Source organism: Pacificoceanicola onchidii (assembly GCF_004804335.1).
Lineage (GTDB): Bacteria > Pseudomonadota > Alphaproteobacteria > Rhodobacterales > Rhodobacteraceae > Pacificoceanicola > Pacificoceanicola onchidii.
The window spans coordinates 132847-156666 of sequence record NZ_SRXY01000001.1 but is presented as its reverse complement, the minus strand read 5'-3'; the positions used below and the strand labels follow the sequence as shown (position 1 = coordinate 156666).

The following is a 23820-nucleotide window of genomic DNA, read 5'->3' as shown; positions in this document are numbered from 1 at the left end:
GCACGTATTGAGCCCCGCGGATAGCGCGACGGAATTTGGGAGCATCGGGGCTTTCGTCATGATCGTCGCGCCAGCTCAAGTGCAAAGCACCTCCATTCGTTGAATTCGACATCTGTTTGGAATGGCCGTGATTCCTGTGTGTCAAAGCTTAAACGCCAGCTTTCGGAAAAGTGTTTCCGAAGATGGGCAACATTTTTCCAAATTAGGACAATGGCACATGAACAATTTAGACTACCGACTGGAAATTGCCGCAGCGCTGAAGCGCGAACTTGGAGGTTCTCATCGAGCAATTAAGGCAACCATGAACTGGACAGGGGCTTCCGAGCGAACAACGAAAAACTGGCTTGCCGGGACACACGGACCCGCAGGTGTGCACCTGATTGAACTCATGCGGCACTCGGATGAAGTCGCTGAAACAGTCCTGACCCTCTGTGGCAGAAGCGAAGTCGCCATTTCTTTGGAGCTTGCATGTCTCAGGACTGCGCTTGTTCGAATGCTGACAACGGCTGATGAAATCATCGGGGCAGAAACCTGAGCGAAATTTCCATTCCCTGAAAGCCATCGTTTTTTCACTGAAAGGTCGCCAGAGTTTCCCTGCTAGTGGATTTAGGGAATTCTCCCACAAGGCACTGATCTAACTATCTATTTCGGAGCCTCAGGCACCAAAAGCCGCCGAAACGGTGCGTATTCCCTGTAAATTTCCCTGTTTTCAGGGAATTTTGGGGGAGACTGGCTAGCTCGAAACTGTCCGCACAGCCATTATTCTTTCTTCAACAAATCCAGCGGCCTGAAGTTTGGGTTCGGCGAGCAGTCGAAACACCTTCCCGAAGTGTGTTTCCGGTACAACGCGAGTCACTTGCTTTTGAAATGGCGAGTCTGCGAAGAGCCACACCAATTGGTTGGATGCACGAATGAGCGAGCGGCAGGAGGAAGGAGGCGGCGACAGCGGACGCGATTTTGACGCAGCCCATTCCAACCTTCCAACGTCCCAACCAACGCCCGGCTTGGCGTTCATTGATCAAATTGCGTGCGACGATGTTTAACGGCAGGCCGCCAAGTTGGGTTGCCTGTACTAGCCATTCATCTCCGATTTTGACCGACCCCCGACGGACCGGATCAGCACCGCTCGCGGTTCTTCGACGCGCTCAAGCCGCGTTCAACGGTCGGGGTCACCGCGAACCTGTTCTTGTAGAGCTTCGAGAAATGCGACGTGTTCTGGAACCCGGTGGCGAGCGCGATTTCCATCACTGACAAGCGGGTCTGCTGAAGCAGCGTGCGCGCGTATTCGAGCCTGATCTTGTTGATGTAGGTCTTGGGTGACATGCGCAGATGTTTGGAAAACAGCCGCTCAAGTTGGCGGGTGGAGACGCCGATTTCCGAAGCGATCTCTCCGGAGGATAGCGGCATTTCGATACTGCTGTGAATGCGTTCGATCGCCATGGTCATGTGTTTGTTGAGGTGTCCAAAGCGACACGACAGCGCCATGGTCTGTTCGTTGTGCTTGTCCCGGATGTTCGAGCAGATCAAGGAGGCCGCCGCGGCCTGCGCCACGTCGTCGTCGTTTTGCTGTGCGACAAGCGTGAGGAACAGATCCAGCGTTGCCGCGCCGCCGGGACAACTTATCACCTTTTCCGACAACTCGAACACCGATTGGGTGAACTCGGTGTCGGGATGAACTTCCTGCAGAGCCAGGGCTGTTTGCCAATGGCTCGCAATCTTTTGTCCTTGGGTCAAACCAACGGAGGCCAGAAGGCTCGCGCCTCCACCTAGAGCGCCAAATTGTGCCCCATGGCGGGCCGATTTACGCAGCCAGTTGGCGACGTCGCGCTCCACCGGATCGTCGATCCGGTCGCCGCCGCAGATGATGATGGTCGTGTCCGAAGAGCAGGCCATCAATCCTGCGTCCACGGCGAGCGTCACACCGGAGCGGGACGTCACAGGCTCGCCGGAGACGCTGACGACTCGCCATCGGTATTCCGGGGAAGCGCCCGCCGCGTTGGCCTTGTCGAGCGTTTCGATGGCGGTGCAAACGCTCATCGGAGAAAAGGAAGGCGTGAGGAAAAACAACATGTTGCGCGTGACCGACTGAGCCGTGCGCGGTGTGGCCGACAGCGATCCGGGGTCCAGCTTGGTCATGGTGTGTCCGCTGTGCCTGTTCAGGGGGTGGGGCGAATGCGGCTGGCCGACTTGTTGGCAAACGCGTTGAAACGTTCACGGGCCAGCGGCTGGGTGTTGACCACGCCCGCGACGACGCTTTCGGCGTAGGCGGCATCCAGCGCCGACATGTTCTGCATGTGGCTGACCGCAGAACAGATGGCGAAGTTCGACAAGGGCAGGTTTTGGGCCACCCGCTGTGCGATTTCTCTCGCCTGATCGAGGCTCGATCCTTCGGACAGGTATTGCGCCAGCCCCAGATCGACAGCCTCCTGTCCCTGATAGACGCGGCCCGTCAGCATCATGTCGATCATTCGGTCTTTGCCGATAAGATCGCTGACCCGGATCGTGGCACCACCGCCGGTGAACAGGCCCCGCTGCCCTTCCGGCAGGGCGAAATAGGTGCTTGGATCGGCAACGCGGATATGCGCCGCGCTGGCCAGTTCCAGCCCGCCTCCGACAACCGCGCCTGTCAGGGCGGCGATGATCGGCACGCCGCCGTATTCCATCTTGTTGAATGCTTCGTGCCAACGCAGGCAGACATGCATGAATTCAGCTGGGCTGCGGTCCCGGTCGCGGTGTTCCACCAGATCGAGGCCGGCACAGAAATGGTCTCCGGCACCGGTCAGGATGATGGCGCGGGCTTCCATCCGGGGCGCTTGGGAAAACAGCGTGATCAGCTCCTCGATGGTGGCCTCGTTCAAGGCGTTGCGCTTGGCGGGGCGGTTCAGGGTGACGGTCCAGATGCCGTCCGGGCCTGCATCGACAGCCAGGTTTTCGAATGTCGGGAAAAGGGGCGCTTGTGTCATCAGGGCAGTCTTTCTTCGGGGTTGGGAGAGCCGGAAGGCATCCGGCTCTCCGCGTTGCGTCAGTCTTCGGTGTGCACGGTTTGCACGCCCCGGGCTTCGCGGCGGCCATCGCGGACGATGCCCTTGATCAGGGCAACCCCCATGAGCGCCATCACCACCGAGAAGGGCAGGGCGCCGATGACCATCGCGGTCTTGATCGCGCCAAGTCCGCCGATGATCAGAAGCGCGCCCACAACCAAAGCCAGGGCCGCGCCCCAGAACAGGATGTGCGGGCGGCCCTTCGGTCCTTCGTCACCGCCGGAGTTGATCGTGTTGACGATCAGGACGGCGCTGTCAGCCGTGGTCACGAGGTAGGTCAGCAGCAGGATCACCACGATGATCGCCATCACCCAGGCCATGCCGCTCGACAAGATGACGTCCAGCATTGCGAAGAGCTGCTTTTCCTGTCCTGCGCCGGAGATGGCATCGCCTGCGGTGCCGTTCAGGGTCAGGTCGATGGCGGTGCCGCCGACGATGGTGAACCAGACAAAACACATCATCGAGGGCACGATGATTGCGCCCAGAACGTACTCCCGAACCGAACGACCCCGCGACACGCGCGCCAGGAAAACGCCCACGAAGGGGGCAAAGGCGATCCACCACGCCCAGTAGAAGACGGACCAGGCGTCCTGCCAGCCGGACAGGCGGCTGTCTGCGGCTGCCGCGTAGGTTGCGGCAATGTCTGCCTCCGAAAGACCTGCGGCCGAGGCCGGAAGCGCTTCGGTGAACGATCCCAGCGATCCCCAGGGGCTGGTGGCCGAGCCGTAGATGGCAGAGATGTCCTCAGCGGACAAAGCTTTGACCGCATCGGGGATGGTGGCATTGAAGGTCGTCTCGGGAACGGATGACCAGACGGTGAACAGCAGGCCGGGCAACGCGATCAGGTAGTCGAACAGGCCAACAAACAGCGCTTGCAGGCCGAAGGTGGCCGAGCCGAAGATCAAGAAGAACACCAGCAGGAAGAAGCTCAGCCCCATGTTGATGTTCGAGAGCCACTTGATGCCTTTGCCGACACCGGACAGGGCCGAAAGGGTTGAGGCCCCCATGATCACGATCAGCGCAACGACGATAGCCGCCGTGGTCGCCTTGCCGTCATCGTTCAAGAGCCAGTCGCCAATGCCGATCCGGTGCATCCCGGCCACGAACTGCTCTACGCCGAAACCGAGTGTTTGCGACACGCCCAGAACCGTGGCCACAACAGCCACGATGTCGATCACATGGCCCAGTTTGCCGGACAGGGCAGAGCCAAACAGCGGCGTCAGGCCCGACCGGATCGTCAGCGGCAGGTTGCGGCGGTACGAGAAATAGCTCAGCGACAGGCCGACCAGCGCATAGCAGGCCCAGGCCGAAAAACCCCAGTGCAGGAAGGACCATTTGTAAGCGTTGCGCACATTGTCCGCGCCGGAGGCTGTGGCCTCGCCGGTGATCGATTCCGGGCTCAGGCCGAAGTGATACATCGGCTCCGCGGTGGCAAAGGTCAGCATCCCGATGCCGATGCCTGCGCCGAACATCATGGAAAACCACGAAAAGCTTGAAAACTCCGGTTTGTCGCCCGGCAGGCCAAGGCGCAGCCGCCCGGTGGACGGGATGATCGCGAGGATCACGCAAACAACGATAAAGAAGGCCACAACCCAGATGTACCAGGTCGCAAAGCTCGACAGCAGAAAGCTGTTCATGGTGGACAGGACCGAGGATGCATTTTCAGGAAATGCAACGGCCCAGAGGATCAGCGCGCCGATCAGGATCTTGGCGGTGATGGTGACGTCCTTGCTGAATCCATCATAGAAGCCGCCGTCGGCGACCTCGATTTCAAGATCCATAAGGGGTGGTTCTTTGGCCATCGTAATTCCTCCCATGTTTACGATGTGACCTCGGGTTCGGCGTACCGGGCCCGCGAGGTCTGATTGACGGTGTTCAGTTCCAGAAGCGGGATTGAACCTGTGCGGCTCTTGGCCCTTTGGGCGTTTCAACGGTCAGGGTTCTGCCCGCGTCCCAGTGGCTGGCCTCGACCATGGCGATGGCCACGTTGGTGCCGATGTCCGGCGACCAGACCGCCGAGGTGACCTTGCCAACAGGTGTTCCCTTGTCGTGCAGCTGCCAGCAGGCTTGCGCTGGCGGAAGCGGGGCGCCGTCGATTGCCACGGCGCGGACCTGGCGGCTGGGACCCGTGGCGGCCTCTGCCCTCAGGGCGCTTTTGCCGATGTAATCGACGTCATCCGGCGCATTGCAGAACTTGCCCAACCCACATTCGAATGGGGTGTTCTCCATGGTCATGTCATTGCCATAGCTGAGCAATCCGCCTTCGATCCGTTCGATCAGGTTGGGGCAACCGGCGCGGACCTCCAGATCGCGGCCCGCCATAAACAGCGTGTCCCAAAGCGGCATGCCGTTTTTTGTCCCTTCGACATAGATCTCGAACCCGCCCTGTTTGGAGTAACCGGAGCGGGCCACAAGGAAACTCTGGCTGTTGAAGCTGAGACGTTTCTGCCGAAAGAATCGGATGTCGTGCACAATGGGACCAAAGACGCGCTCCATCAGCATATCGGCCTTGGGGCCCTGAACAGCCAGCGGTGAGACATCCGGCTCGAATACGTCAACATCCAGCCCGGCCCCAAGCGCCAGGCCCTTGACCCAGAACAGCAGATCGCTGTCGGCTATCGAAATCCACCAGCGGGTTTCGGAATGCTTGATCGCCACCGGATCGTTCAGCATCCGCCCTTTGTGATCGACAATCGGCACATAGTAGCACTGATCGTCCTGCATCCTGCTCAGGTTGCGGGGCGTCATCATCTGCATGAGCCTTGCCGCATCCGGGCCGTTCAGTTCGACCTGGCGTTCAACGGACACGTCCCAGACCTGAACATGGGTCTTGAGGTGCCGATAGTCGCTTTCGACGTCCTGAAATACGGTGGGAAGCAGCATGCGGTTGTAAACCGTGTATGCCTTGACCCCGGCCGCAACGACACCGCTGGTGAACGGGGTTTCGCGCAGACGGCGCGATTGGGAGATGAATGTCATTGAGGGGCTCGTTTTACCCAAACATCTTGCGCAGTTCGAACTTCTGGATCTTGCCCGTCGATGTTTTGGGCAGCTCCGCAAAGACAACTGATTTCGGAGTTTTGAACCCGGCGAGATGCGCGCGGCAGAAGGCGATGATATCGGTTTCCGTCGCAGTCTCGCCAGGGCGCGTTTCGACAAAGGCGCAGGGGACTTCGCCCCATTTCTCGTCCGGTTTTGCCACAACGGCGGCGGCCTGCACCGCCGGGTGTTTGTAGAGCACCGCCTCGACCTCGACAGAGGAGATGTTCTCGCCGCCCGAGATGATCACGTCCTTGAGCCGGTCGCGGATCTGCATGTAGCCATCGGGGGCGACCACCGCACCGTCACCGGACCAGAACCAGCCGTCTTTGAAGGCTTCGGCCGTGGCATCGGGATCCTTGTAGTAGCCTTTCATCACCGTGTTGCCGCGAATGGCGATCTCGCCCTGTTCACGGCTGTCACGTGTGACCTCTTCACCGGTTTCACGGTCGATCACTGCCACGGCGTCGACCATGGGGAAGGCGATGCCTTGCTGCGCCTGCAATCGGGCCAGTTCTTCAGGAGAGGCTGCCTCCCAGCTATCCTGCCACAGGCATTTGGCAATATGGCCGTAGGTTTCCGTAAGCCCGTAGACCTGCATAACCTCTAGGCCCATAGCGCGGGAGCGTTCCAGAACCGAAGGCGGCGGCGGGGCGCCGGCGGTCATCACCTTGATTGGCGGATCGAACCGGGTGCCCGCTTCGCCTTCCTGCTCGGTGAGCATCTGCAAAACGATTGGGGCCGCGCCCATGTGGGTGACGCCATGGTCGCGGATTGCCGCCAGCAACAAGTCCGGCGCGGGAACGCGGGTGAAAACCATCGCCGCGCCCAGCATCGCCATGACCCAGGGGTGGCACCAGCCGTTGCAGTGGAACATCGGTACCACGGACAGGTAGACCGGGTAATGCGGCATCTGCCAGCCAGCCACGGTGCCGAGCGCCATCAGGTATGCGCCACGGTGGTGGTAGACCACGCCCTTGGGGCGGCCCGAAGTGCCGGATGTGTAGTTGAGCGCAATCGCGTCCCATTCGTCGTCGGGCAACGAGAGGTCCATCTCCGGTGCCGTCATGGCAAGCAGTTGGTCATAGCTTGTGCGATCAAGATCCTGCGGGGTCTCTGTCGGGCCATCGACGATTTCGACCATCGGCAGCGCCTTGCCCATCAGCGCAAAACTGCGCTGCAGCAGCGGGATCAGCTCACTGTCGACAATAACCAGCTTGCTGTCCGCGTGATCGAGGATATAGGCGATGGTCTCCGCCTCGAGCCGCGTGTTGAGCGTGTTGATCACCGCGCCGGTGAGCGGTACGGCGAACTGCAACTCCAGCAGTTCGGGAATGTTCGGGCACAGGACGGAAACCGTATCGCCCTTGCCGATCCCCAAGGTGCGCAGCCCGCCCGCAACGGCGCGAATGCGTGCCACCGTCTCGCGCCAGTTGCGCCGCGTCTCGCCGTAGATAACCGCCGTCCTGTCCCCATGCAGCCTGTCGGCGCGGGACAGAAAGGACAGCGGAGACATAGGCACATGGTTGGCCCGGGCTTTGCCCAGGCTGTCGTAATGCTGTTGCATTGGTCGCTCCTCCCAAATTGACCATTGCGGGTATCAGATGTGGGATCAGGCTTCGCCGAAGCCTTTCGGAACCGGCAGGTCCGGCAGATCCCGCGCGCGTTTTTGCAGGCTGCGCCCGATGACAACGCGGCTGATCTCGGTGGTGCCATCGACAATGCGCAGCATCTGGCTCAGACGCGACAATCGGTCGAGCCCATACGGCTTCAAAAGCCCCATGCCGCCCAGAACCTGGGTCGCCGTGTTGGCCGCCTTGACCGCAGCGTCCGGCACAAAGCGCTTGGCATGGGCGGCCATCAGCGGACCTTCCGGTGTGCCAAGCGCATTGGCCGCGGCGCGGTAGAGCAGCCGCGAGGCTTCCAGCTCTGTTGCAATGTCGCCCAGCATCCACTGGATGCCGTCGAGATCGAGGTTTTTGCCGCCGAACATCTTGCGGTTCTTCGAATAGGCCAGTGCCGTGTCCAGCGCCGCTTCCATCAGCCCGCAGCACCCCGAGGCAATCGAAACACGTGCAATATCAATCGCCATGAGCGAACCCTGAAGACCCTGGCCAACCGGCAGGATGATGTTGTCTTCGGAGACAACCACGTCCTTCATGTACATCTCGCCCAGCGGCAGGAACTCGTAGGAAGGCGTGTCGTAGCGCGGGCCAAAGCTCAGGCCTTCAGCATCGGCTGGGATGGCGATCATCGCCATGTCCTTGTGGCCCGGCTGATCGGTGGTCTTGACCACGGTGAAGTAGACGTCCGCTTCCCCGGCGAGGCTGACCCAGGCCTTGGCGCCATTGATCGTCCAGGTGCCGTCTGCATTGATCATGGCGCGCGAGTACATGTTGGTCGCGTCCGATCCCGACTGCGGTTCGGTCAGGGCAAAGTTGGCCAACTTGCGTCCTGCGGTCAGATCACGCGCCCACTGTTCCTTGAAGGCGTCCGTGCCATAGCCGCAGGCGGCAAAGGTGCAGATGTTGTGCATGGACAGGGCAAAGGCATAAGCGCCGTCACCCTTGCCCAGTTCTTCGTAGACCCGGATGCCTTCGCCAAGCGGCAATCCCTGTCCGCCGAAGGCTTCTGGCGCGTAGAGCCCGGTGAGCCCCAACGCTCCGGCCTTGTCCGAGGCCGCGCGCGGCCAGACGCCTTTTGCGTTCCAGGCGTCTACATTCGGTTTGATCACGTCGTTGGTGTGGTCGCGCGCAGCGCAGAGAATGGCGGTGATGTCTGCAGGCATGGATCTTCTCGTTGACTAATTTTGTAGCGCCGAGTGATAAAATCAAAGCATTCCGCTTAAAATACGGAAAAAATCACCGCAAGGATTGAAAAATTCGATGACAAAAGGCCTCCCGACGCTCAAGGGCCTGCGCGCTTTCGAAGAGGCATATCGCCTGCGCAGCTTCACCGCCGCCGCCCGCAAACTCAACGTGCAGCAACCGGCGATCAGCTATCAGATCAAGCGCTTGGAAGAGGATCTTGGGGTGGCGCTGTTTGACAAGCAGCGCGGCGGCGCGATGCCGACGCTGCACGCCCATGCTCTCTACGAAACCGTGTCCCGCGCTTTCGAGTCCATCCGGCATACGTCCGAAGAGATTCGGCAGACGACGCAGGCCGCCAGTTTTGCGATTGCGACCTATCCGGGTATCGGAACCTATTGGCTCTCGTATCGCTTGCCGCTTCTGTCTCAGGCGCTGGGGCAGAAGACCAAGTTGGTGACCCTCAAGCGTGACGCGGATCTGTGGCGCGAGCCCGCCAATTGCTGGATCGCCTTTGGTCATGGAACTTGGCAGGACCGTGATGCCCGGTTGCTGATCCGTGAACAGGTTTGCCCGGTGGCCGCGCCGCATGTGGCGGAGCAGGTTCTCGCCGGGCAGGTGGCCATCGGCGAACAGGATGCCCGCATCATCGAGCAAGAAGACCCGGAGAGCCGCTGGCTGGGCTGGGATAACTGGTTCGCAGGCACTTCGAAAGCGCCCGAGGACCGCATCGAGGTCAACGACCACGGGCTCGCGCTGCACATGGCACTGGCCGGGCAGGGGGTCGCGCTGGCCTGGCTTGGAGTGGTGGATGATCTGCTTGCCGGGCGCAGCCTGATCCGGCTCTCGGACCAGCTTCTGACTTCGGAGGCAGGCTATTGGCTGGTGGGGCGTGAAGGCTTCTTTGACACCGCGCGGGGGCAGACGGTGTTGCGCTGTCTGACGCCGGGTGAGGGGCTGACATTGGGCTAAAGGCTACCAGGCCTGCTCCAGCAGCCGGAAGGTTTCGGCGATGGTCGGGATGTCTCTTCGGCTTTCCAGCGTGATGAAACACAGGCACGCCGGGACGGACACCGTCTCGCAGACCGACAGGCCAAAGGTTTGCCTTTGGTGCAATGCGATGGAATCGCGGCAGAGGCTCAACCCCAGCCCGGAACGCACCATCTCCAGCATCGAGGCTTCCTGATCGACCCGCGCCACAACGGTCCGCTGCCGCTCCTCATGGTGGAACACTTTCGCCAGCAACCGGTTGTGCACCGATGTTGGCGGAGTCCCGATCCAGGGCAGCCGCGCCAGCGCCCGCCAATCCGCTTGCGCAATTTTCGCCTCCCATCCGACCGGGCCAACCACATGATAGCGGAATGTCGCGAGCTTGCGGGCGGTGATAGGCTCGCCGTTTGCAATGTCGATGCGCGGCAGGTCATCGGGGCTGCAAAGATAAAAACCGGCATCGATGCGCCCTTTGCGCAGCCAGGACAGGATGTCGCCGCTAACCCCGTGAACCAGCTCCGTTTCGATGGCTGGATGCTCACGCCGGAGCAGGGCCAGAAGCCGGCCGAGCCGGATGAACTCCGGGTCCACAATCGTGCCGACCCGCAGCCGTCCGCCCAGCTGACCGGAACGCTGCCGCGCGCTCAGGCGGAACTCGGCCAGCGTTTCGAGAACTCGCTCCGCCTTCGGCAGGATCGCCGCACCATCGCTGCTCAGGGCCAGCCCTGTTGCTGTCCGCTCGAACAGCGCCAGCCCCATTTCATCCGCCAGCCGCTTGATCTGATGGCTCACGGCCGGTTGTGTCAGGTTGAGCACCTCGGCTGCACGCGACACGCTGCCTTCGCGCGCGACGGTGACAAAGGCTAGGATCGTGTTGATGTTGGATAGGCGAGTCATATTAGATTTCTTAATATGACTCTGTGTGATTTGTCATTGGTTTCCGGCACGCATCTTTTGCAAAAAGGAAGGCAGAGCCGGGATCAGCTCCGGTGGGTCCGTCCGTTCGGCAAGGTTCGGCAACAGCGGGCGCCGCGAGGGCTGACTTCGGGGGAGATGCGACGCTTTGGGTGAATCCCAAGCTTTTTCAGGGAGGTAGACGCCATGAGCGCACAGCAGACCGAATTCGACTACATCGTGATCGGGGCAGGGTCCGCCGGTTGTCTCATGGCCAATCGCCTCAGCGCAGACCCTATGAATCGCGTTCTGTTGCTTGAGGCGGGCAAGCCAGATACCTATCCGTGGATTCATATCCCTGTGGGCTATCTCTACTGTATTGGCAATCCGCGCGCGGATTGGATGTACAACACCCAGCCGGACAAGGGCCTCAACGGGCGCAGCCTGATCTACCCACGTGGCAAAACGCTGGGCGGCTGCTCCTCGATAAATGGCATGATCTACATGCGCGGTCAGGCGCGGGACTATGACAACTGGGCCGAGTTGACGGGTGAGGATGCCTGGCGCTGGGACAGCGTGTTGAACGATTTCAAGGCGCATGAGGATCACTACCGGCTCGACAACGGCGAAGACCCGGTGACCGGTGACAACAGCCGCTTTTCCGACATGCATGGTTCAGGTGGTGAATGGCGCATCGAGAAGCAGCGTCTGCAATGGGATGTGCTCGACAGCTTTGCCGACGCCGCCGAGCAATACGGCGTGGACAAGACAGATGACTTCAACAGTGGCGACAACGCGGGTGTGGGGTATTTCGACGTAAACCAGCGCTCCGGCTGGCGCTGGAACACCTCCAAGGCCTTTCTGCGGTCTGTCAAACACCGCCAGAACCTGACCATCTGGACCGAGGCGCAGGTTGAGAAGCTACATGTAGAGACCGGCCCGGATGGCGTCCTGCGCTGCACCGGGGCCAAGGTTCACCGCGCTGGCACGCCTGTTGATGTGACCGCCGCCAAGGAGGTTGTCCTCTCGGCCGGGGCGATCAACTCGCCGCAGATCCTGCAACTGTCGGGCATCGGACCGGCGGACCTGCTTCGGCAGCACGGCATTGATGTGGTCATGGATCAGCCCTTCGTGGGCGAGAACCTTCAGGACCATTTGCAGATCCGCGCGGTCTTCAAGGTCAAAGGTACGAAAACACTCAACAGCCTGACCAGTTCGCTCTTTGGCAAGGCCATGATCGGGCTTGAGTATGTGCTCAAACGCTCCGGCCCGATGAGCATGTCGCCGAGCCAGCTTGGGGCCTTTACCCGGTCTGATCCGAGCCGTCCGCACGCCAATCTCGAATACCACGTGCAGCCGCTCAGTCTCGAAGCTTTTGGCGAGGATCTGCATGATTTCCCGGCCATGACGGTGAGTGTCTGTAACCTCAATCCGACAAGCCGCGGGCATGTGCGCATCGCCTCCGGCAATTTCCGCGATGCGCCGCTGATCCAGCCGAACTATCTGGACACCGAGGATGACCGCAAGATTGCCGCCGACAGTCTGCGGCAGGTGCGGGACATCATGGCGCAATCGGCCATGGCTCCGTACGAGCCCGAGGAATACAAACCCGGGGTGCAGTACCAGAGCGACGAAGAGCTTGCCCGTCTTGCAGGGGATATCGCCAGCACGATCTTTCACCCCGTCGGGACCGTGAAGATGGGGCGGGACGATGATCCGACCGCCGTCCTTGACCCGCACCTGCGCATGAAAGGCGTCGCCGGGCTGCGCGTGGTGGATGCCTCCGTGATGCCGGAAATCACCAGCGGCAACACGAACTCACCCACCATCATGATCGCCGAAAAAGCAGCCTACTGGATGCTCAGCGGACGTTAACGCGGATCCAGACCCGTGGAGAGACCCATGCGCAATTCCTTTTCCAACCTGCCGCTGACGGGTGTCAAAGTCGTCGATTTCGGGCAGTACATCGCCGGGCCTGCCGTGGCGATGCTGCTCGGCGACCTTGGTGCCACGGTTGTGCATATCGACCCGCCCGGCGGGCCGATGTGGGACAGTCCGGCCAATGCCACGCTGAACCGCAACAAGGCCATCGTGACGCTCGATCTCAAGAGCGAAGAGGGGCTCGAGCAGGCCCGCGCGCTTTGCGCAGAGGCCGATATACTGATCGAGAACTTCCGGCCCGGAAAGCTTGCGGCGCTGGGCATCGATTTCTCCAAGATGAGCGAAGAGCGGCCCGAGTTGATCACCTTGTCGATTCCGGGCTTTGCCTCGAATGATGATCTGCGCCGCGAGCTGCGCGCCTATGAGAGTATCGTTTCCGCCAGTTCCGGTGTCTTCACCGATATGGGTTTGAACCGGGTTCTGATGGGGCTCAACCCGTCCTTTTCGCCGCTGCCTCTGGCTTCCGCCTATGCTTCGCAAATCGCCGCCTCGGCGACGGTTCTTGCGCTGCAGGCGCGGCAGGTGACCGGGCAGGGGGACCAGATCGAAGTGCCGCTCGCCTCTGCCGTCATGGAAGGGCTGTGCTACAACTCGATCAAGGTGGCAGATATGCCCGAGCGCTACCTCACCCAGCGCGAAGTTGAGATCGAGCGCCGCCGCGTCGAGGGCCTGCCGATGAACGTGGCTTATGAAGACCTGCAGGAACTCTTGGATCCGTTTTTCCGCAGCTACATGTGCAAGGATGGCCGCATGTTCTATGTGGTCTGCCCCAGCCACAAGAACCATGCGCGGCGTTGCCTCGAAGTCCTTGGAATTTATGACGAGCTTCTGGCCGAGGGACTGACCTCGGAAGAAGACACCTACAAGCCGTGGTCCGAATGGGAGAATGAAACCTCGCTCGGGGTCTACCCGATGCCCAAGGACTGGGCCGACAGGATCGCCTCGCGCATGAAGGAGGTGTTCATGACGCGCACCTCACACGAGTGGAAAAAGATGTTCGGGCGCGGTCTGATCCCCGGCGCGCCGCAGCGGTGGCTTCAGGAGTGGATTCACGACGAGTACGCCGAAACCTCGGGGTTGATGATCGACGTGCACGACCCGGTTTATGGAGACATGACCCAGCCCGGCCCGGTGGTCTGGATGGAGGAAAGCGGCGAAGAGGCGCTGCAGCCCGCACCGCGCCGCTGGGTCTCTTTTGACGAGGCGCTCAAGGTCCTGAAGCGGCACCGCACAGAGCTGCCCGACCCATCCGAAGCGCAGCCGCGTGAAAGCTGGCTTTCGGGCGTGCGGGTGCTCGATCTGTGCAACGTGATTGCCGGGCCGCATTCCGCCAGCTATCTCGCCCGTTTTGGCGCAGAGGTGATCAAGCTCGATCCGTCCGAGCCGATGTACGACAGCTGGAACACCGTGATTTACGGCATGTCCCAGATGCGCGGCAAACGCTCGATCCTCGCCGATATCACGTCGCGCCACGGGCGGCAGGTGTTCGAAGACCTGGTGAAATCCGTTGATGTGATCGTCTGGAACGCGCCGGACAACCAGATCCGAAAGATGGGCCTCAACGCGGAAAACCTGCGCAAACTCAACCCCGATGCGATCTTCTGCAAGCTTGATTGCTTCAGCGGTGTGCGGCGCGGCACCCGCACGGATTACATCGGTTATGACGATCTGGTGCAGGCCACCACGGGCATCATGCTGCGTTTTGGCGGGGCGATGGACCGGCCCGAAGAGCACGCCCACGTGGGCACCATCGACGTGATGTGCGGCTTTGGCGGGGCTTTGGCCGTGGCATCTGCCCTTTATCAGAAACACCGGTTTGGCCGGATCGGGCGCGGGCGCACCTCGCTGTCGTCCAACAGCGGGTTGCTGCAGGTGCCCTTTGCCTTCGACTACAAGGGGCGGGGGTTGTTTGATGAACCCAGCGGCCCGGAGGCCAATGGCTATGACGCGCTGACCCGTTTCTATAGCACCGCATCTGGGCGCCATATCCTGCTCAGCGCCTATGAAAACGATCTGCCGTTGTTCCGCAACGTGGAGGATCTGAGCGATCTGCCGGATCTGGAGCCGGAGGACCGCGCAGCCTATCTCGCCACCGCGTTTCAATCGCAGCCGGCCTCGGAATGGGTGGAACGCTTGCAGGCCGCCGACATTGGCGCGGCGATTTGCGAAAACCTCGACGCTCTGCGGGCGCGCAACACCTACGAGGCGGACGGCTCCGTGGGAACGGATCGGGGGAGTTACTCCTTCTCGGTCTACCCTGATCATCCAAGCGGCCATGAGGTGACACAGCTGGATCCTTATGCGGTGCGTCCGGCACGCTGCAAGGTCATCGCCGTGACCCCGTCTGAGAAGTTCGGCTCCTCGACACGGGCGATCCTGAGAGAGATCGGCTACGCAGATCAGGCCATCGAAGCCATGATCCGATCGGGTGAGTTGAGCGAAAGCTGGAGCGCCGAGTACTTGCCGAGTTAACCGGGAGACCGAAGCGGCGAGGTCACATTCTTCGCTTGCTCTGTCTGTTTTGCGGCAAGGATTGGTTAACCGCTGACACAGAATTCTTTTTGGTGGATGGCGCGACCGGGGTACAGTGGGGCATGGCCCCGATTGTCTCGTCCGTCGTTCCCGAAGAACTCCTGGAAGCCTTGCCCCAGAAGTGCTCTGAAGGTTTGATGCTCGCGATGGCCAGCGACGATGACGGCGCTGTCATGGTCATCCAGTGGTGCAACAAGGCTTTCTGCTCGATCATGGGCTACACCTGCGAAGAGGCCATAGGGCAGCGCGGGACGATCCTGATTGGCGCGGACACGGAGCAGGGCACACACCTGCTGATCATCGACCGTCTCATGAAGTGGGAGCGGTTTACCATCACCACGCCGACCAACCGCAAGAACGGGGATCGGATCCGGGTTCAGATGAACTGGACACCGCTTTCGGATTCAAAAAGCGGCAACCGTTGGTGGCTTGGCTCGTTGATCGAAGTCGAAGAGGCGCAGCCTCTGGCGCAGACCGCCTCTTCGGATGGTGCCGCTGCCAGCCCGATGCTGATCGAGCATTACACGCGGGAAGTTCTGCGGCTCAAGAGCGAGAACAAACGCCTGCATGAACTGGCCCGCACCGTGGCCCGTGAATCCAACGAGGACCCGCTGACCGGCCTTTCGAACCGGCGCCACTTCGAAGAGAAACTCAAGGCGTGGCTGGGCGGACTGCGCAAGGGCGGCACGGACTTTGCAATCCTTTACGTCGATCTTGACCGGTTCAAGGCGATCAACGATTCACTTGGGCATGATGCCGGGGATCGTCTGCTTGTATCGGTCTCTGAGGTGCTGCGTTCGGTTACGGACCAGGGCGACCTGATTGCCCGGATTGGCGGCGATGAGTTTATCGTCCTCAAACCTTTGGGTGACAGTGCCCTGAGCATCAGCAGCCTTGCAGACGACATCGTGCGCGAGCTTGGCAAGCCGTTCAAATTCGAGGGCAAAACCATCTCGTCCAGCGCCAGTGTGGGCGTTGCGATTGCTGACGCCAAGATGAAGAACCCCGATCAGGTTGTCGCCGACGCGGACAAGGCGCTGTACCAGGCCAAGAAGCAGGGGCGAGGCCGCTGGTCCTTTTTCACCGCCCAGATGCATGAAGAGGCGATCGCCACCAAGCAGCTGGCAGCGGAGCTTCTGGTCGCCTGTGACCGGCAGGAGTTCGTGCCGTTTTTCCAGCCGCTCATCAACGCAGAGACGGGCCAGATTGCCAGCGCCGAGGTTCTTGTACGCTGGGAGCATCCGTCACGCGGACTTCTGGTTCCGGATGCCTTCCTTGGGGTGGCGGAGACAATGGGGATCGTGAACCGCATCGACGAAATCGTATTTGCACGGCTGCGCGAGACGCTGGCCCACATCGACGCAGAGGGCGTCCCGCTGCCGCGCGTTGCCATCAACGTGTCAGCCGGGCGGCTGGAAGATACGAACTTCATCCACGACATCCGCAAATCCGGCATCTGCCCCAGCCGCCTCACGGTGGAAATCCTGGAATCGGTTTACCTCGAACAGATGGGGGATCGCATCCGCTGGGCACTGGACGAATTGCACGAACTTGGGGTCACGGTGGCGGTGGATGATTTTGGCACCGGCCATGCCTCGGTTCAGGGACTGCTGAAGATCAAACCTTCGGTGCTCAAGATCGACCGCCAGTTCCTACAGCCTGTCGTCGAATGCAAAACCGCCCGGGATCTGCTGCAATCCATTGTCGACATCGGCAAGAGCCTGAACACACGGGTGGTTGCCGAAGGGGTCGAAACCGAAGCGCACGCCCGCATCGCTCGCGACATGGGATGTGACTACCTGCAAGGGTACTATTTTGGCCGCCCGATGGACGTTGACGCCCTGAGCGAGGTTCTTCTGGAAACAGGCGGGCTTTTTTGGCAGCGGGCAGAAGATCCCGTCGCGCTGGCCCGGCGGGCGATGTGACGTCGCCCGGCAGACTTCGCTCTGAACGAAAAACCCAAATCAGGCTTAGCGCAGTCCCGCCGTTGCTTTTTGCATTGCGGTGATCAGCGCGTCGCGCCGGGCGGAGAGTTCAGCCGGTGTTTGCCCCCGGGCCGCGTCCTCGACCCCGTCGATCAGGGTTTTCGCCACTTCCGGCGTCAGATGAACCTGACCGAGATCGTCCCACCAGCCGTTGAACGTGTCACTGAAATGGTCACAAAAACTCTGTAAGCCGCCGGCCCCTGCCCCGAGATTGAACAGCATGGTCGGCCCCATGGCAGCCCAACGTTGCCCCGGACCGGCCCAGACGGCCTTGTCTGCATCCTCGACACTGACAACACCTTCGACCACGAGAGAGATGGCCTCGCGCCAGATTGCTGCCTGCAACCGATTGGCGACATGACCGTTTTTCTCCTTGTTGACGCGAATGGTCACTTTGCCGATGCCGGTATAAAACCGCTCTGCTGCGTCGACAGCCGCGGGATCGGTCTTGTCGTTGCCAAGGATCTCCACCAGCGGGATCAGATGCGGCGGGTTGAAGGGGTGACCCAGAACAAAGCGCGCCGGGTCTTTCCAGCCGCCCTGCATCTGGCTGAGCATCAGGCCTGAGGCCGAACTTGCCACGATGGCCGAGCCGTCCAGAACCGGCTCGATTTCGGCAAAGGTGGCGTGTTTGATCGGCAGGCGTTCGGGCACGTTTTCCTGCACAAAACCTGCCCCCGCCACAGCCTCTGCCGCCGAGCTGTGAAAGCTGATTGCATCGGGATTGCCATTCTCGGTCAGCCCCAGCTCCGTCATCGTGCGCCAGGCCATCTCGACATAGTCGCGCACCTGTTTTTCAACGCCCGGCGCTGGATCATGAACGGCCACGGAACGCCCAGAGGCGAGGAACAAGGCTGTCCAGCTGGCCCCGATAACGCCGCCGCCCAGGCAGGCTGTATGTTGAAATTCCATCAGAACAATCCCGGATTGAGGGGCGAGGCGGCGGTCATGCCGCCATCAACGGTAAAGCATTCGCCCGAGACATAGGTAGACTGATCCGACGCCAGCCACGAGACCAAATTGGCGATGTCTTCGGGCTGCCCGAACCGGCCAACGGGATGGCGTGCCAGCGCGTCTGCCATGGCCCTCTGCGGATCGCCGGCGAGTGCAAAACCGTCTTCGGCCATCTCAGTCATGATCCAGCCGGGGCGGATCGCGTTGCAGCGCACCTTGGGGCCGTGATCCACGGCGATCGACCGGGTCAGCCCGTGCACAAAGGCTTTGGAGGCGTTGTATAGCGCCATGCTCGGGTCCGCGACCATGCCGGAAATCGAGCCGATGTTGATGATGTTGCCGCCGTGCGCAGCCATGTCCGGTAGCGCGGCCCGGCACATGTTGAAGACGCCTTTGCAGTTGACGTTCATCACCAGATCCCAGTCGTCATCGCCGCTGTCGGCCACGGTTTTTTCGACCTGCACACCGGCGTTGTTGACGAGCAAGGCGATGCGCCCGAAAGCGGCGTTCGCCTTTTCGATCAGCATGGCGGCGTCGCCGGTTTTTGACACATCCGCCGTGACCCAGACCACGGCATCGGGCAAACCCACGGGCCGCGCCCCGCGCCCGCATGTGACCACATCAAAGCCATCGCTCAGCAGGCGATCCACAACCGCCCGGCCAATCCCCCGGCTGCCGCCGGTGACAATTGCACAGTTATCCATGGGCCAGCATCACGTGGCGGATGGAGGTATAGGCGTCCAGTGCGTAGACGCTCATGTCGCAGCCGGTGCCGGAGCCTTTCATCGCGGCCCAGGGCATTTCCGGCGTGCCGACCCCGTGGGTGTTGACCCAGGTAAAGCCGTAGCGCAGGCGGCTGGTGACATCCATCGCCCGTCCCACGTTGGCGGTCCAGACAGAGGAGGCCAGCCCGTACCGTCCCCTGTTGGCCACGCGCACCGCCTCATCCGCATCCGAGAAACGCGAGAGGCTGACCACCGGGCCAAAGATCTCTTGCGTCGCTACTTCGGCGCTGTTGTCGACGTTGGCAATTACCGTCGGCTGATAGAAAAAACCGTCCCCGTCGCCTGCTGCCCCCCCGGTGACGACCTCGCATGAACCGCGCGCGCGCTCGACAAAGGCGGCGACACGGTCGCGCTGCGCGGCAGACACGATTGGCCCCATTTCGGTGCCTTCGGCCTTTTGCGCGCCAAGCCGGATTTCCTTGACCTGTGCTTCCACGGCGGCCACGAGCCTGTCATAAACGCCGTCCTGCACCATGACGCGGCAGGGTTGGGCGCAGTCTTGTCCCGCGTTGAAAAAGCTGCCGTAACGGATGGTCTCGGCCACGGCGTCAATGTCTGCGTCGTCAAAGACGATCACCGGCGCTTTGCCGCCCAGTTCCAGATGCACGTGGCGGATCTGTTCGCTTGCGGCCCGCATCGCGGCCATGCCGGTGGCGGGGCTGCCCGTAACGGTGATCGCTTCCATTTCCGGGCTGTTGATCAGCTGGTCGCCCACGGACAGCCCACGCCCGTGGATCACGTTCAGAACGCCCTTGGGCAGGATATCGTTCAGCAACTCCGCAGCGCGCAGGGTGGACAGCGGCGTGAGTTCCGAAGGTTTCAAAACCACGGTGCACCCCGCCGCAATCGGTGCGGCAAGCTTCCATGCGGCCATCATCAACGGATAGTTCCAAGGCGCAATCGCCGCCACCGGCCCAACCGGATCACGGCGGATCATGCTGGTGTGCCCGGCAACATACTCGCCCGCCGCCGAGCCGGTCATGGTGCGCGCGGCCCCGGCAAAGAACCGGAAGGTGTCGATGGTGAGCGGCATTTCGTCATCGCGCGCGCTTGGCCAGGGTTTGCCCACGTCGAGGCTTTCAAGCTCGGCCAGTTCGTCCTGATGGCTCTCCAGCACGTCAGCGATCTGGAGCAGAAGCGCAGAGCGGTCCGCCGGGGTGCTGCGGGAGAAGCGCTCGAACGCGTCTTCGGAGGTACGCACTGCCGCCTCGACCTGTTCGGCGCTCGCCTCATGAACCTGCGCCACCTCGCGGCCTGTGGCGGGATCGATGATCGGCAGCGCGTCACCCGCGCCCGCCACCAACTCGCCATTGATCAGCATTTTTGTCTGCATCTTTTCCTCCCCTCAGAACCCCACCTGATCGCCACCCTTGAGGCCTAGGCGCAAGCGCGCCTCCTCGGGTGTGGCCACGGTAAGCCCCAGATTTTCAATGATATTGCGGATCTTCCGCACCTGCTGTGCGCTGGACGTGGCCTTCTCACCGGGGCCGATATAGAGGCTGTCTTCCAACCCCACGCGCACGTTCCCGCCAAGCAGCGCGCTTTGCGTGGTGAAGGGCATCTGGTGACGGCCAGCGGCCAGCACCGACCATTCATACTCATCGCCAAACAGCTTGTTCGCAATGGTGTGCATGTGCATCAGGTTGTCGAGATCCGCGCCAACCCCGCCCAGGATTCCGAACACCATCTGCACAAAGATCGGCCCGTCGATCCAACCCTGATCGCGGATCCAGGCGAGGTTGTAGAGATGCCCCAGATCGTAACATTCAAATTCAAAGCGCGTGCCGTGACCCTCGCCCAGCTCTTTCAGACAGTACTCGATATCGGCGAAGGTGTTGCGAAAGATGAAGTCGCGGGTCATGTCGAGGAACTCGGGCTCCCAGGCATGTTTCCAGTTCGAATACTTGCCCTTCATCGGGAAGATGCCGAAGTTCATCGACCCGATGTTCATGCTGGCCATCTCCGGGCTGGCGCGGGTTGCGGCGCGCAGCCGTTCTTCGCGCGTCATGCCCAGCCCGCCGCCGGTCGAGACATTCATGACGGCATTGGTGGCCTGTTTGATACGCGGCAGGAACTCCATGAACAGATCCGGGTTCGGATCGGGTTTGCCGGTGTCCGGATCTCGGGCGTGCAAATGGATGATCGAAGCCCCGGCCTCTGCGGCTTCGATGCTGGCGGTGGCGATTTCGCTGGGCGTGATCGGCAGATGCTCGGACATGGTGGGCGTGTGAATGCCGCCCGTTGGCGCGCAGGTGATGATGACGGATCTGCTCATGAGGTTGGCTCCTCTTCGGGCTTGGGGACAAGGACCAGATGGCGGCGCTGCCCGTTCGGGATCCAGAGCGGGTTGCGCCATGCCTGTTCTCCAATTGCAAAGCGCAGGGAGAGCAGGGGTTGCGCGTCCGCTTCCACCTCGCCGGGGGCAATTGCCAGTTTCACAGTTTCATCTGCTGGACTTGCGCGGAGAGCCCGCCGTCCAGCACCCAAAGCTGCCCGCTCGCATAGCGAGCCTCATCCGAGGCGAGCCAGTTCACGAGGTTCGCAATGTCCTCCGGTGTCCCGTAGGTCCGCATGGGGTGCACATCGCGCACCGCCTGTTGCAGTTGGTCAATCGACTGACCGCCGCCGCCCGAGCCGTCCCCGGTGAAGAAGCTCTGCAACATCGGGGTGTCGATATAGCCGGGGCAGATCGCGTTGACGCGGATGCCTTCGGGGCCATGATCGCAGGCCATGGCGCGGGTCAACGCGTGAACGGCCCCCTTCGTTGCGCAATAGGCGGCGAGACCGGGATCGGCGATGAACCCGTCATAACTGCCGAAGTTGATCAGGCTGGCGGAGGCCCCGCCCGCAGCTGCCTTGCGCATCAGCGGCAGGGCATGTTTCGAGGTCAGGAACGTGCCGGTCACATTCACCGCAAAGCTCTGGTTCCATTCTTCCAAAGAGGTGTCTTCGATGGTCTTCTCGATCTCGATCCCGGCGGCATTCACGAGGATGTCGAGCTTGCCGTCTTCCGCATCGACCTGCTGCATGGCGGCCTTCACAGCGGCCTCATCCGCCACGTTCATCGCGACAAAGCGGCTGCCGTCGTCGTCATGTTCGGCCAGCGACCCCTGCGGCGTCAGATCGGCGGCATAGACCGTGGCCCCTTCGCGCAGGAACCGCGCGACAATGGCTCGGCCAATCCCGCCACGCCCGCCGGTTACAAGGGCAGTTTTTCCCTGAAGTTTCATGTCATTGCTCCTTGAGAGGCGGATACCGGTAGCGGCCTGCGGCCTCGGTCCAGTCCATGTGATTGCGCACGTATTGCTGGCTGGCGTCGCTGGGTGGGTTGTAGTCCCAATGCTCCCCGGCTCCGGCTTGCATGGAGGCGTGCAGCGCGCGGCGGGACTTCTGCGTGGCAATCACATCGCGGCGCAGGGTTTCGCTGTCCCACCGTTCGGCGACCTCAGATGCAAACGCGGCGGCGGCCTTTGCATAGGCCGGATCAGCCGCAAGGTTGCGTGTCTCCAGCGGGTCGGCAGACAAATCATAAAGCTGCGGCGGATCCGGGTCACAATGGATGTATTTTAGCGGCCCGCGCCGGATCATGAAAACCGGGTAGGGGGTCATCTCGGCGCAGTATTCTCCGATGGCCTCGTCCACGGGATCGGCCTCGCCCCGGGCCAGCGCCATGAGCGAACGCCCGTCGATCGGCTCGCCAAGCATCTGCGCATCTCCGCCGCCGATCTCGATAAAGGTCGGCAAAAGGTCGAGCAGCGAGCAGGCGTTGGCCGCCGCGCCCTGCGCTACGCCGGGACCGGCCATGATCAGCGGCACGCGGGCGGAGTGCTCGAAGAAGTTCATCTTGTACCAGAGTCCGCGCTCACCCAGCATATCGCCGTGGTCGGCGGTGACGATGAGGATCGTGTCTTCAAGCGCGCCGATGTCTTCCAGCGACTTGACGATCTCGCCCAGCTTGCTGTCGAAATAACTCACGTTCGCCAGATAAGCCCGCCGCGCCCGGCGCACCTCTTCCTCGGTCAAAGGCACGTAGCTGGCCTCGATCCCGTCCATGACCCGCCGCGAAAACGGATCCTGTTCTTCGGGTGACAAAGCGTGCGCGGGCATGTCGATCTCGACGTCTTCGTAAAGATCCCACCATTCCGGCTGCGCCACGTAAGGGTCATGCGGGTGGATGAAGCTGGCCACCAGACAGAAGGGCGCATCCGATCCGTGGGCGCGGTCGCGGCCCCGGTCAATCAGCCACCGCCGCGCGGCAAAGCCAACCTCGTCATCATAATCGGTCTGGAAGGTGGCCACGGCCACGCCGCTTTCCTTGACCGTCTGCATGTTGTGATACCACTTGTCGATGCGCTCATCATGGGCCTCCCAATCGGGGGTCCATGCGAAATCGGAGGGGTAGATGTCCGTGGTGACACGATCCTGAAACCCGTGTTTCTGATCCGGGCCGACAAAGTGCATCTTGCCGGAAAGGCAGGTGCGATACCCCAAAGCTTGCAGGTAATGGGCAAACGTCGGCACGCTGGCGCGGAACTCCGACGCGTTGTCATAGGCGGCGATGCGGCTGATCAGCTGCCCCGACATGAAAGAGAAGCGCGACGGCGCGCAGAGCGGGGAGTTGCAATAGGCAGCATCAAACCGCATGCCGCGCGCCGCCAGCGCATCGATATTGGGGGTCTTGGCAATGGGATGGCCGTAAGCGCCGCAAAACTGCGGCGCCAGTTGGTCAGCCATTACGACGACGATATTCGGGTGTCCTGGCACGTCCTGTTTCCTCCTGTCTGGCCGTTTCGCTGGGACAAAGCGTGGGGGTGGCCGGGACGGGAGGTGGCTCAAAGCTCAGAGGTTTGCA

Annotated in this window: 19 protein-coding genes; 5 read left to right on the top strand and 14 right to left on the bottom strand. The window is 61.6% G+C overall.

Annotated features, from left to right (window positions below; translation table 11 throughout):
* Nucleotides 1-217: 217 nt before the first annotated feature.
* Nucleotides 218-535 (top strand): hypothetical protein, encoded by a 318-nt coding sequence (locus E4662_RS00775; protein ID WP_136439350.1) that lies wholly within the window; start codon nucleotides 218-220, stop codon nucleotides 533-535.
* Nucleotides 536-1116: 581 nt separating this feature from the next.
* Here E4662_RS00775 and E4662_RS00770 read toward each other — a convergent pair.
* The 6 genes from E4662_RS00770 to E4662_RS00745 form a co-directional block, all read right to left on the bottom strand.
* Nucleotides 1117-2136: a GlxA family transcriptional regulator gene (locus tag E4662_RS00770; RefSeq protein ID WP_136439349.1), complete on the bottom strand. Its 1020-nt coding sequence runs from the start codon at nucleotides 2134-2136 to the stop codon at nucleotides 1117-1119.
* 20 nt (nucleotides 2137-2156) lie between these two features.
* On the bottom strand, nucleotides 2157-2963 hold the full coding sequence (locus tag E4662_RS00765) for a crotonase/enoyl-CoA hydratase family protein (protein WP_136439348.1): 807 nt from the start codon (nucleotides 2961-2963) through the stop codon (nucleotides 2157-2159).
* Nucleotides 2964-3022: 59 nt separating this feature from the next.
* Nucleotides 3023-4843: a BCCT family transporter gene (locus E4662_RS00760; protein ID WP_136439347.1), complete on the bottom strand. Its 1821-nt coding sequence runs from the start codon at nucleotides 4841-4843 to the stop codon at nucleotides 3023-3025.
* Between the two features lie 73 nt (nucleotides 4844-4916).
* Nucleotides 4917-6020, bottom strand: coding sequence for a dimethylsulfoniopropionate demethylase (locus E4662_RS00755; protein WP_136439346.1), 1104 nt, complete (start codon nucleotides 6018-6020; stop codon nucleotides 4917-4919).
* A 13-nt stretch (nucleotides 6021-6033) separates the two neighbouring features.
* Nucleotides 6034-7647, bottom strand: coding sequence for an AMP-binding protein (locus tag E4662_RS00750; protein WP_136439345.1), 1614 nt, complete (start codon nucleotides 7645-7647; stop codon nucleotides 6034-6036).
* Nucleotides 7648-7692: 45 nt separating this feature from the next.
* The gene (locus E4662_RS00745) at nucleotides 7693-8868 is read right to left on the bottom strand and encodes an acyl-CoA dehydrogenase family protein (protein WP_136439344.1); all 1176 of its coding nucleotides are present in this window, start codon (nucleotides 8866-8868) and stop codon (nucleotides 7693-7695) included.
* A gap of 97 nt (nucleotides 8869-8965) precedes the next feature.
* On the opposite strand from E4662_RS00745, the gene E4662_RS00740 reads away from it, so the two are divergent.
* Nucleotides 8966-9859 (top strand): LysR family transcriptional regulator, encoded by an 894-nt coding sequence (locus E4662_RS00740; protein ID WP_136439343.1) that lies wholly within the window; start codon nucleotides 8966-8968, stop codon nucleotides 9857-9859.
* A 3-nt stretch (nucleotides 9860-9862) separates the two neighbouring features.
* On the opposite strand, the gene E4662_RS00735 is transcribed toward E4662_RS00740, so the two are convergent.
* Nucleotides 9863-10774: a LysR family transcriptional regulator gene (locus E4662_RS00735; RefSeq protein WP_136439342.1), complete on the bottom strand. Its 912-nt coding sequence runs from the start codon at nucleotides 10772-10774 to the stop codon at nucleotides 9863-9865.
* Between the two features lie 204 nt (nucleotides 10775-10978).
* On the opposite strand from E4662_RS00735, the gene E4662_RS00730 reads away from it, so the two are divergent.
* The 3 genes from E4662_RS00730 (at nucleotide 10979) to E4662_RS00720 (ending at nucleotide 17169) form a co-directional block, all read left to right on the top strand.
* Nucleotides 10979-12646 (top strand): GMC family oxidoreductase, encoded by a 1668-nt coding sequence (locus E4662_RS00730; RefSeq protein ID WP_136439341.1) that lies wholly within the window; start codon nucleotides 10979-10981, stop codon nucleotides 12644-12646.
* Between the two features lie 27 nt (nucleotides 12647-12673).
* The gene (locus E4662_RS00725; protein ID WP_136439340.1) at nucleotides 12674-15184 is read left to right on the top strand and encodes a CoA transferase; all 2511 of its coding nucleotides are present in this window, start codon (nucleotides 12674-12676) and stop codon (nucleotides 15182-15184) included.
* Between the two features lie 122 nt (nucleotides 15185-15306).
* Nucleotides 15307-17169, top strand: coding sequence for a sensor domain-containing protein (locus E4662_RS00720; RefSeq protein ID WP_136439339.1), 1863 nt, complete (start codon nucleotides 15307-15309; stop codon nucleotides 17167-17169).
* 45 nt (nucleotides 17170-17214) lie between these two features.
* On the opposite strand, the gene E4662_RS00715 is transcribed toward E4662_RS00720, so the two are convergent.
* Genes E4662_RS00715 through betC form a run of 7 tightly spaced genes read right to left on the bottom strand, consistent with a single transcriptional unit; the run spans nucleotide 17215 to nucleotide 23732 of the window.
* Entirely contained in the window at nucleotides 17215-18141 is a 927-nt protein-coding gene (locus E4662_RS00715) for a 3-hydroxyacyl-CoA dehydrogenase NAD-binding domain-containing protein (protein ID WP_136439338.1), read from the bottom strand.
* Nucleotides 18141-18887, bottom strand: a complete 747-nt coding sequence (locus tag E4662_RS00710; RefSeq protein ID WP_136439337.1) for an SDR family NAD(P)-dependent oxidoreductase — start codon at nucleotides 18885-18887, stop codon at nucleotides 18141-18143. Before E4662_RS00710 ends, E4662_RS00715 begins: the two co-directional genes overlap by 1 nt.
* On the bottom strand, nucleotides 18880-20301 hold the full coding sequence (locus E4662_RS00705; RefSeq protein WP_136439336.1) for an aminobutyraldehyde dehydrogenase: 1422 nt from the start codon (nucleotides 20299-20301) through the stop codon (nucleotides 18880-18882). Before E4662_RS00705 ends, E4662_RS00710 begins: the two co-directional genes overlap by 8 nt.
* 12 nt (nucleotides 20302-20313) lie before the next feature.
* A complete protein-coding gene (kce, locus tag E4662_RS00700; RefSeq protein WP_136439335.1) occupies nucleotides 20314-21243 on the bottom strand; it encodes a 3,5-dioxohexanoate:acetyl-CoA acetone transferase in 930 nt (309 codons plus the stop codon).
* Nucleotides 21240-21407: a hypothetical protein gene (locus tag E4662_RS23970; RefSeq protein ID WP_168797854.1), complete on the bottom strand. Its 168-nt coding sequence runs from the start codon at nucleotides 21405-21407 to the stop codon at nucleotides 21240-21242. Before E4662_RS23970 ends, kce begins: the two co-directional genes overlap by 4 nt.
* Nucleotides 21404-22198 carry an SDR family NAD(P)-dependent oxidoreductase gene (locus E4662_RS00695; protein ID WP_136439334.1) on the bottom strand — a complete coding sequence of 265 codons (795 nt, stop codon included), beginning with the start codon at nucleotides 22196-22198 and terminating at the stop codon, nucleotides 21404-21406. Before E4662_RS00695 ends, E4662_RS23970 begins: the two co-directional genes overlap by 4 nt.
* Nucleotide 22199: 1 nt before the next feature.
* Nucleotides 22200-23732: a choline-sulfatase gene (gene betC / locus E4662_RS00690; RefSeq protein ID WP_240705075.1), complete on the bottom strand. Its 1533-nt coding sequence runs from the start codon at nucleotides 23730-23732 to the stop codon at nucleotides 22200-22202.
* Between the last annotated feature and the right edge of the window lie 88 nt (nucleotides 23733-23820).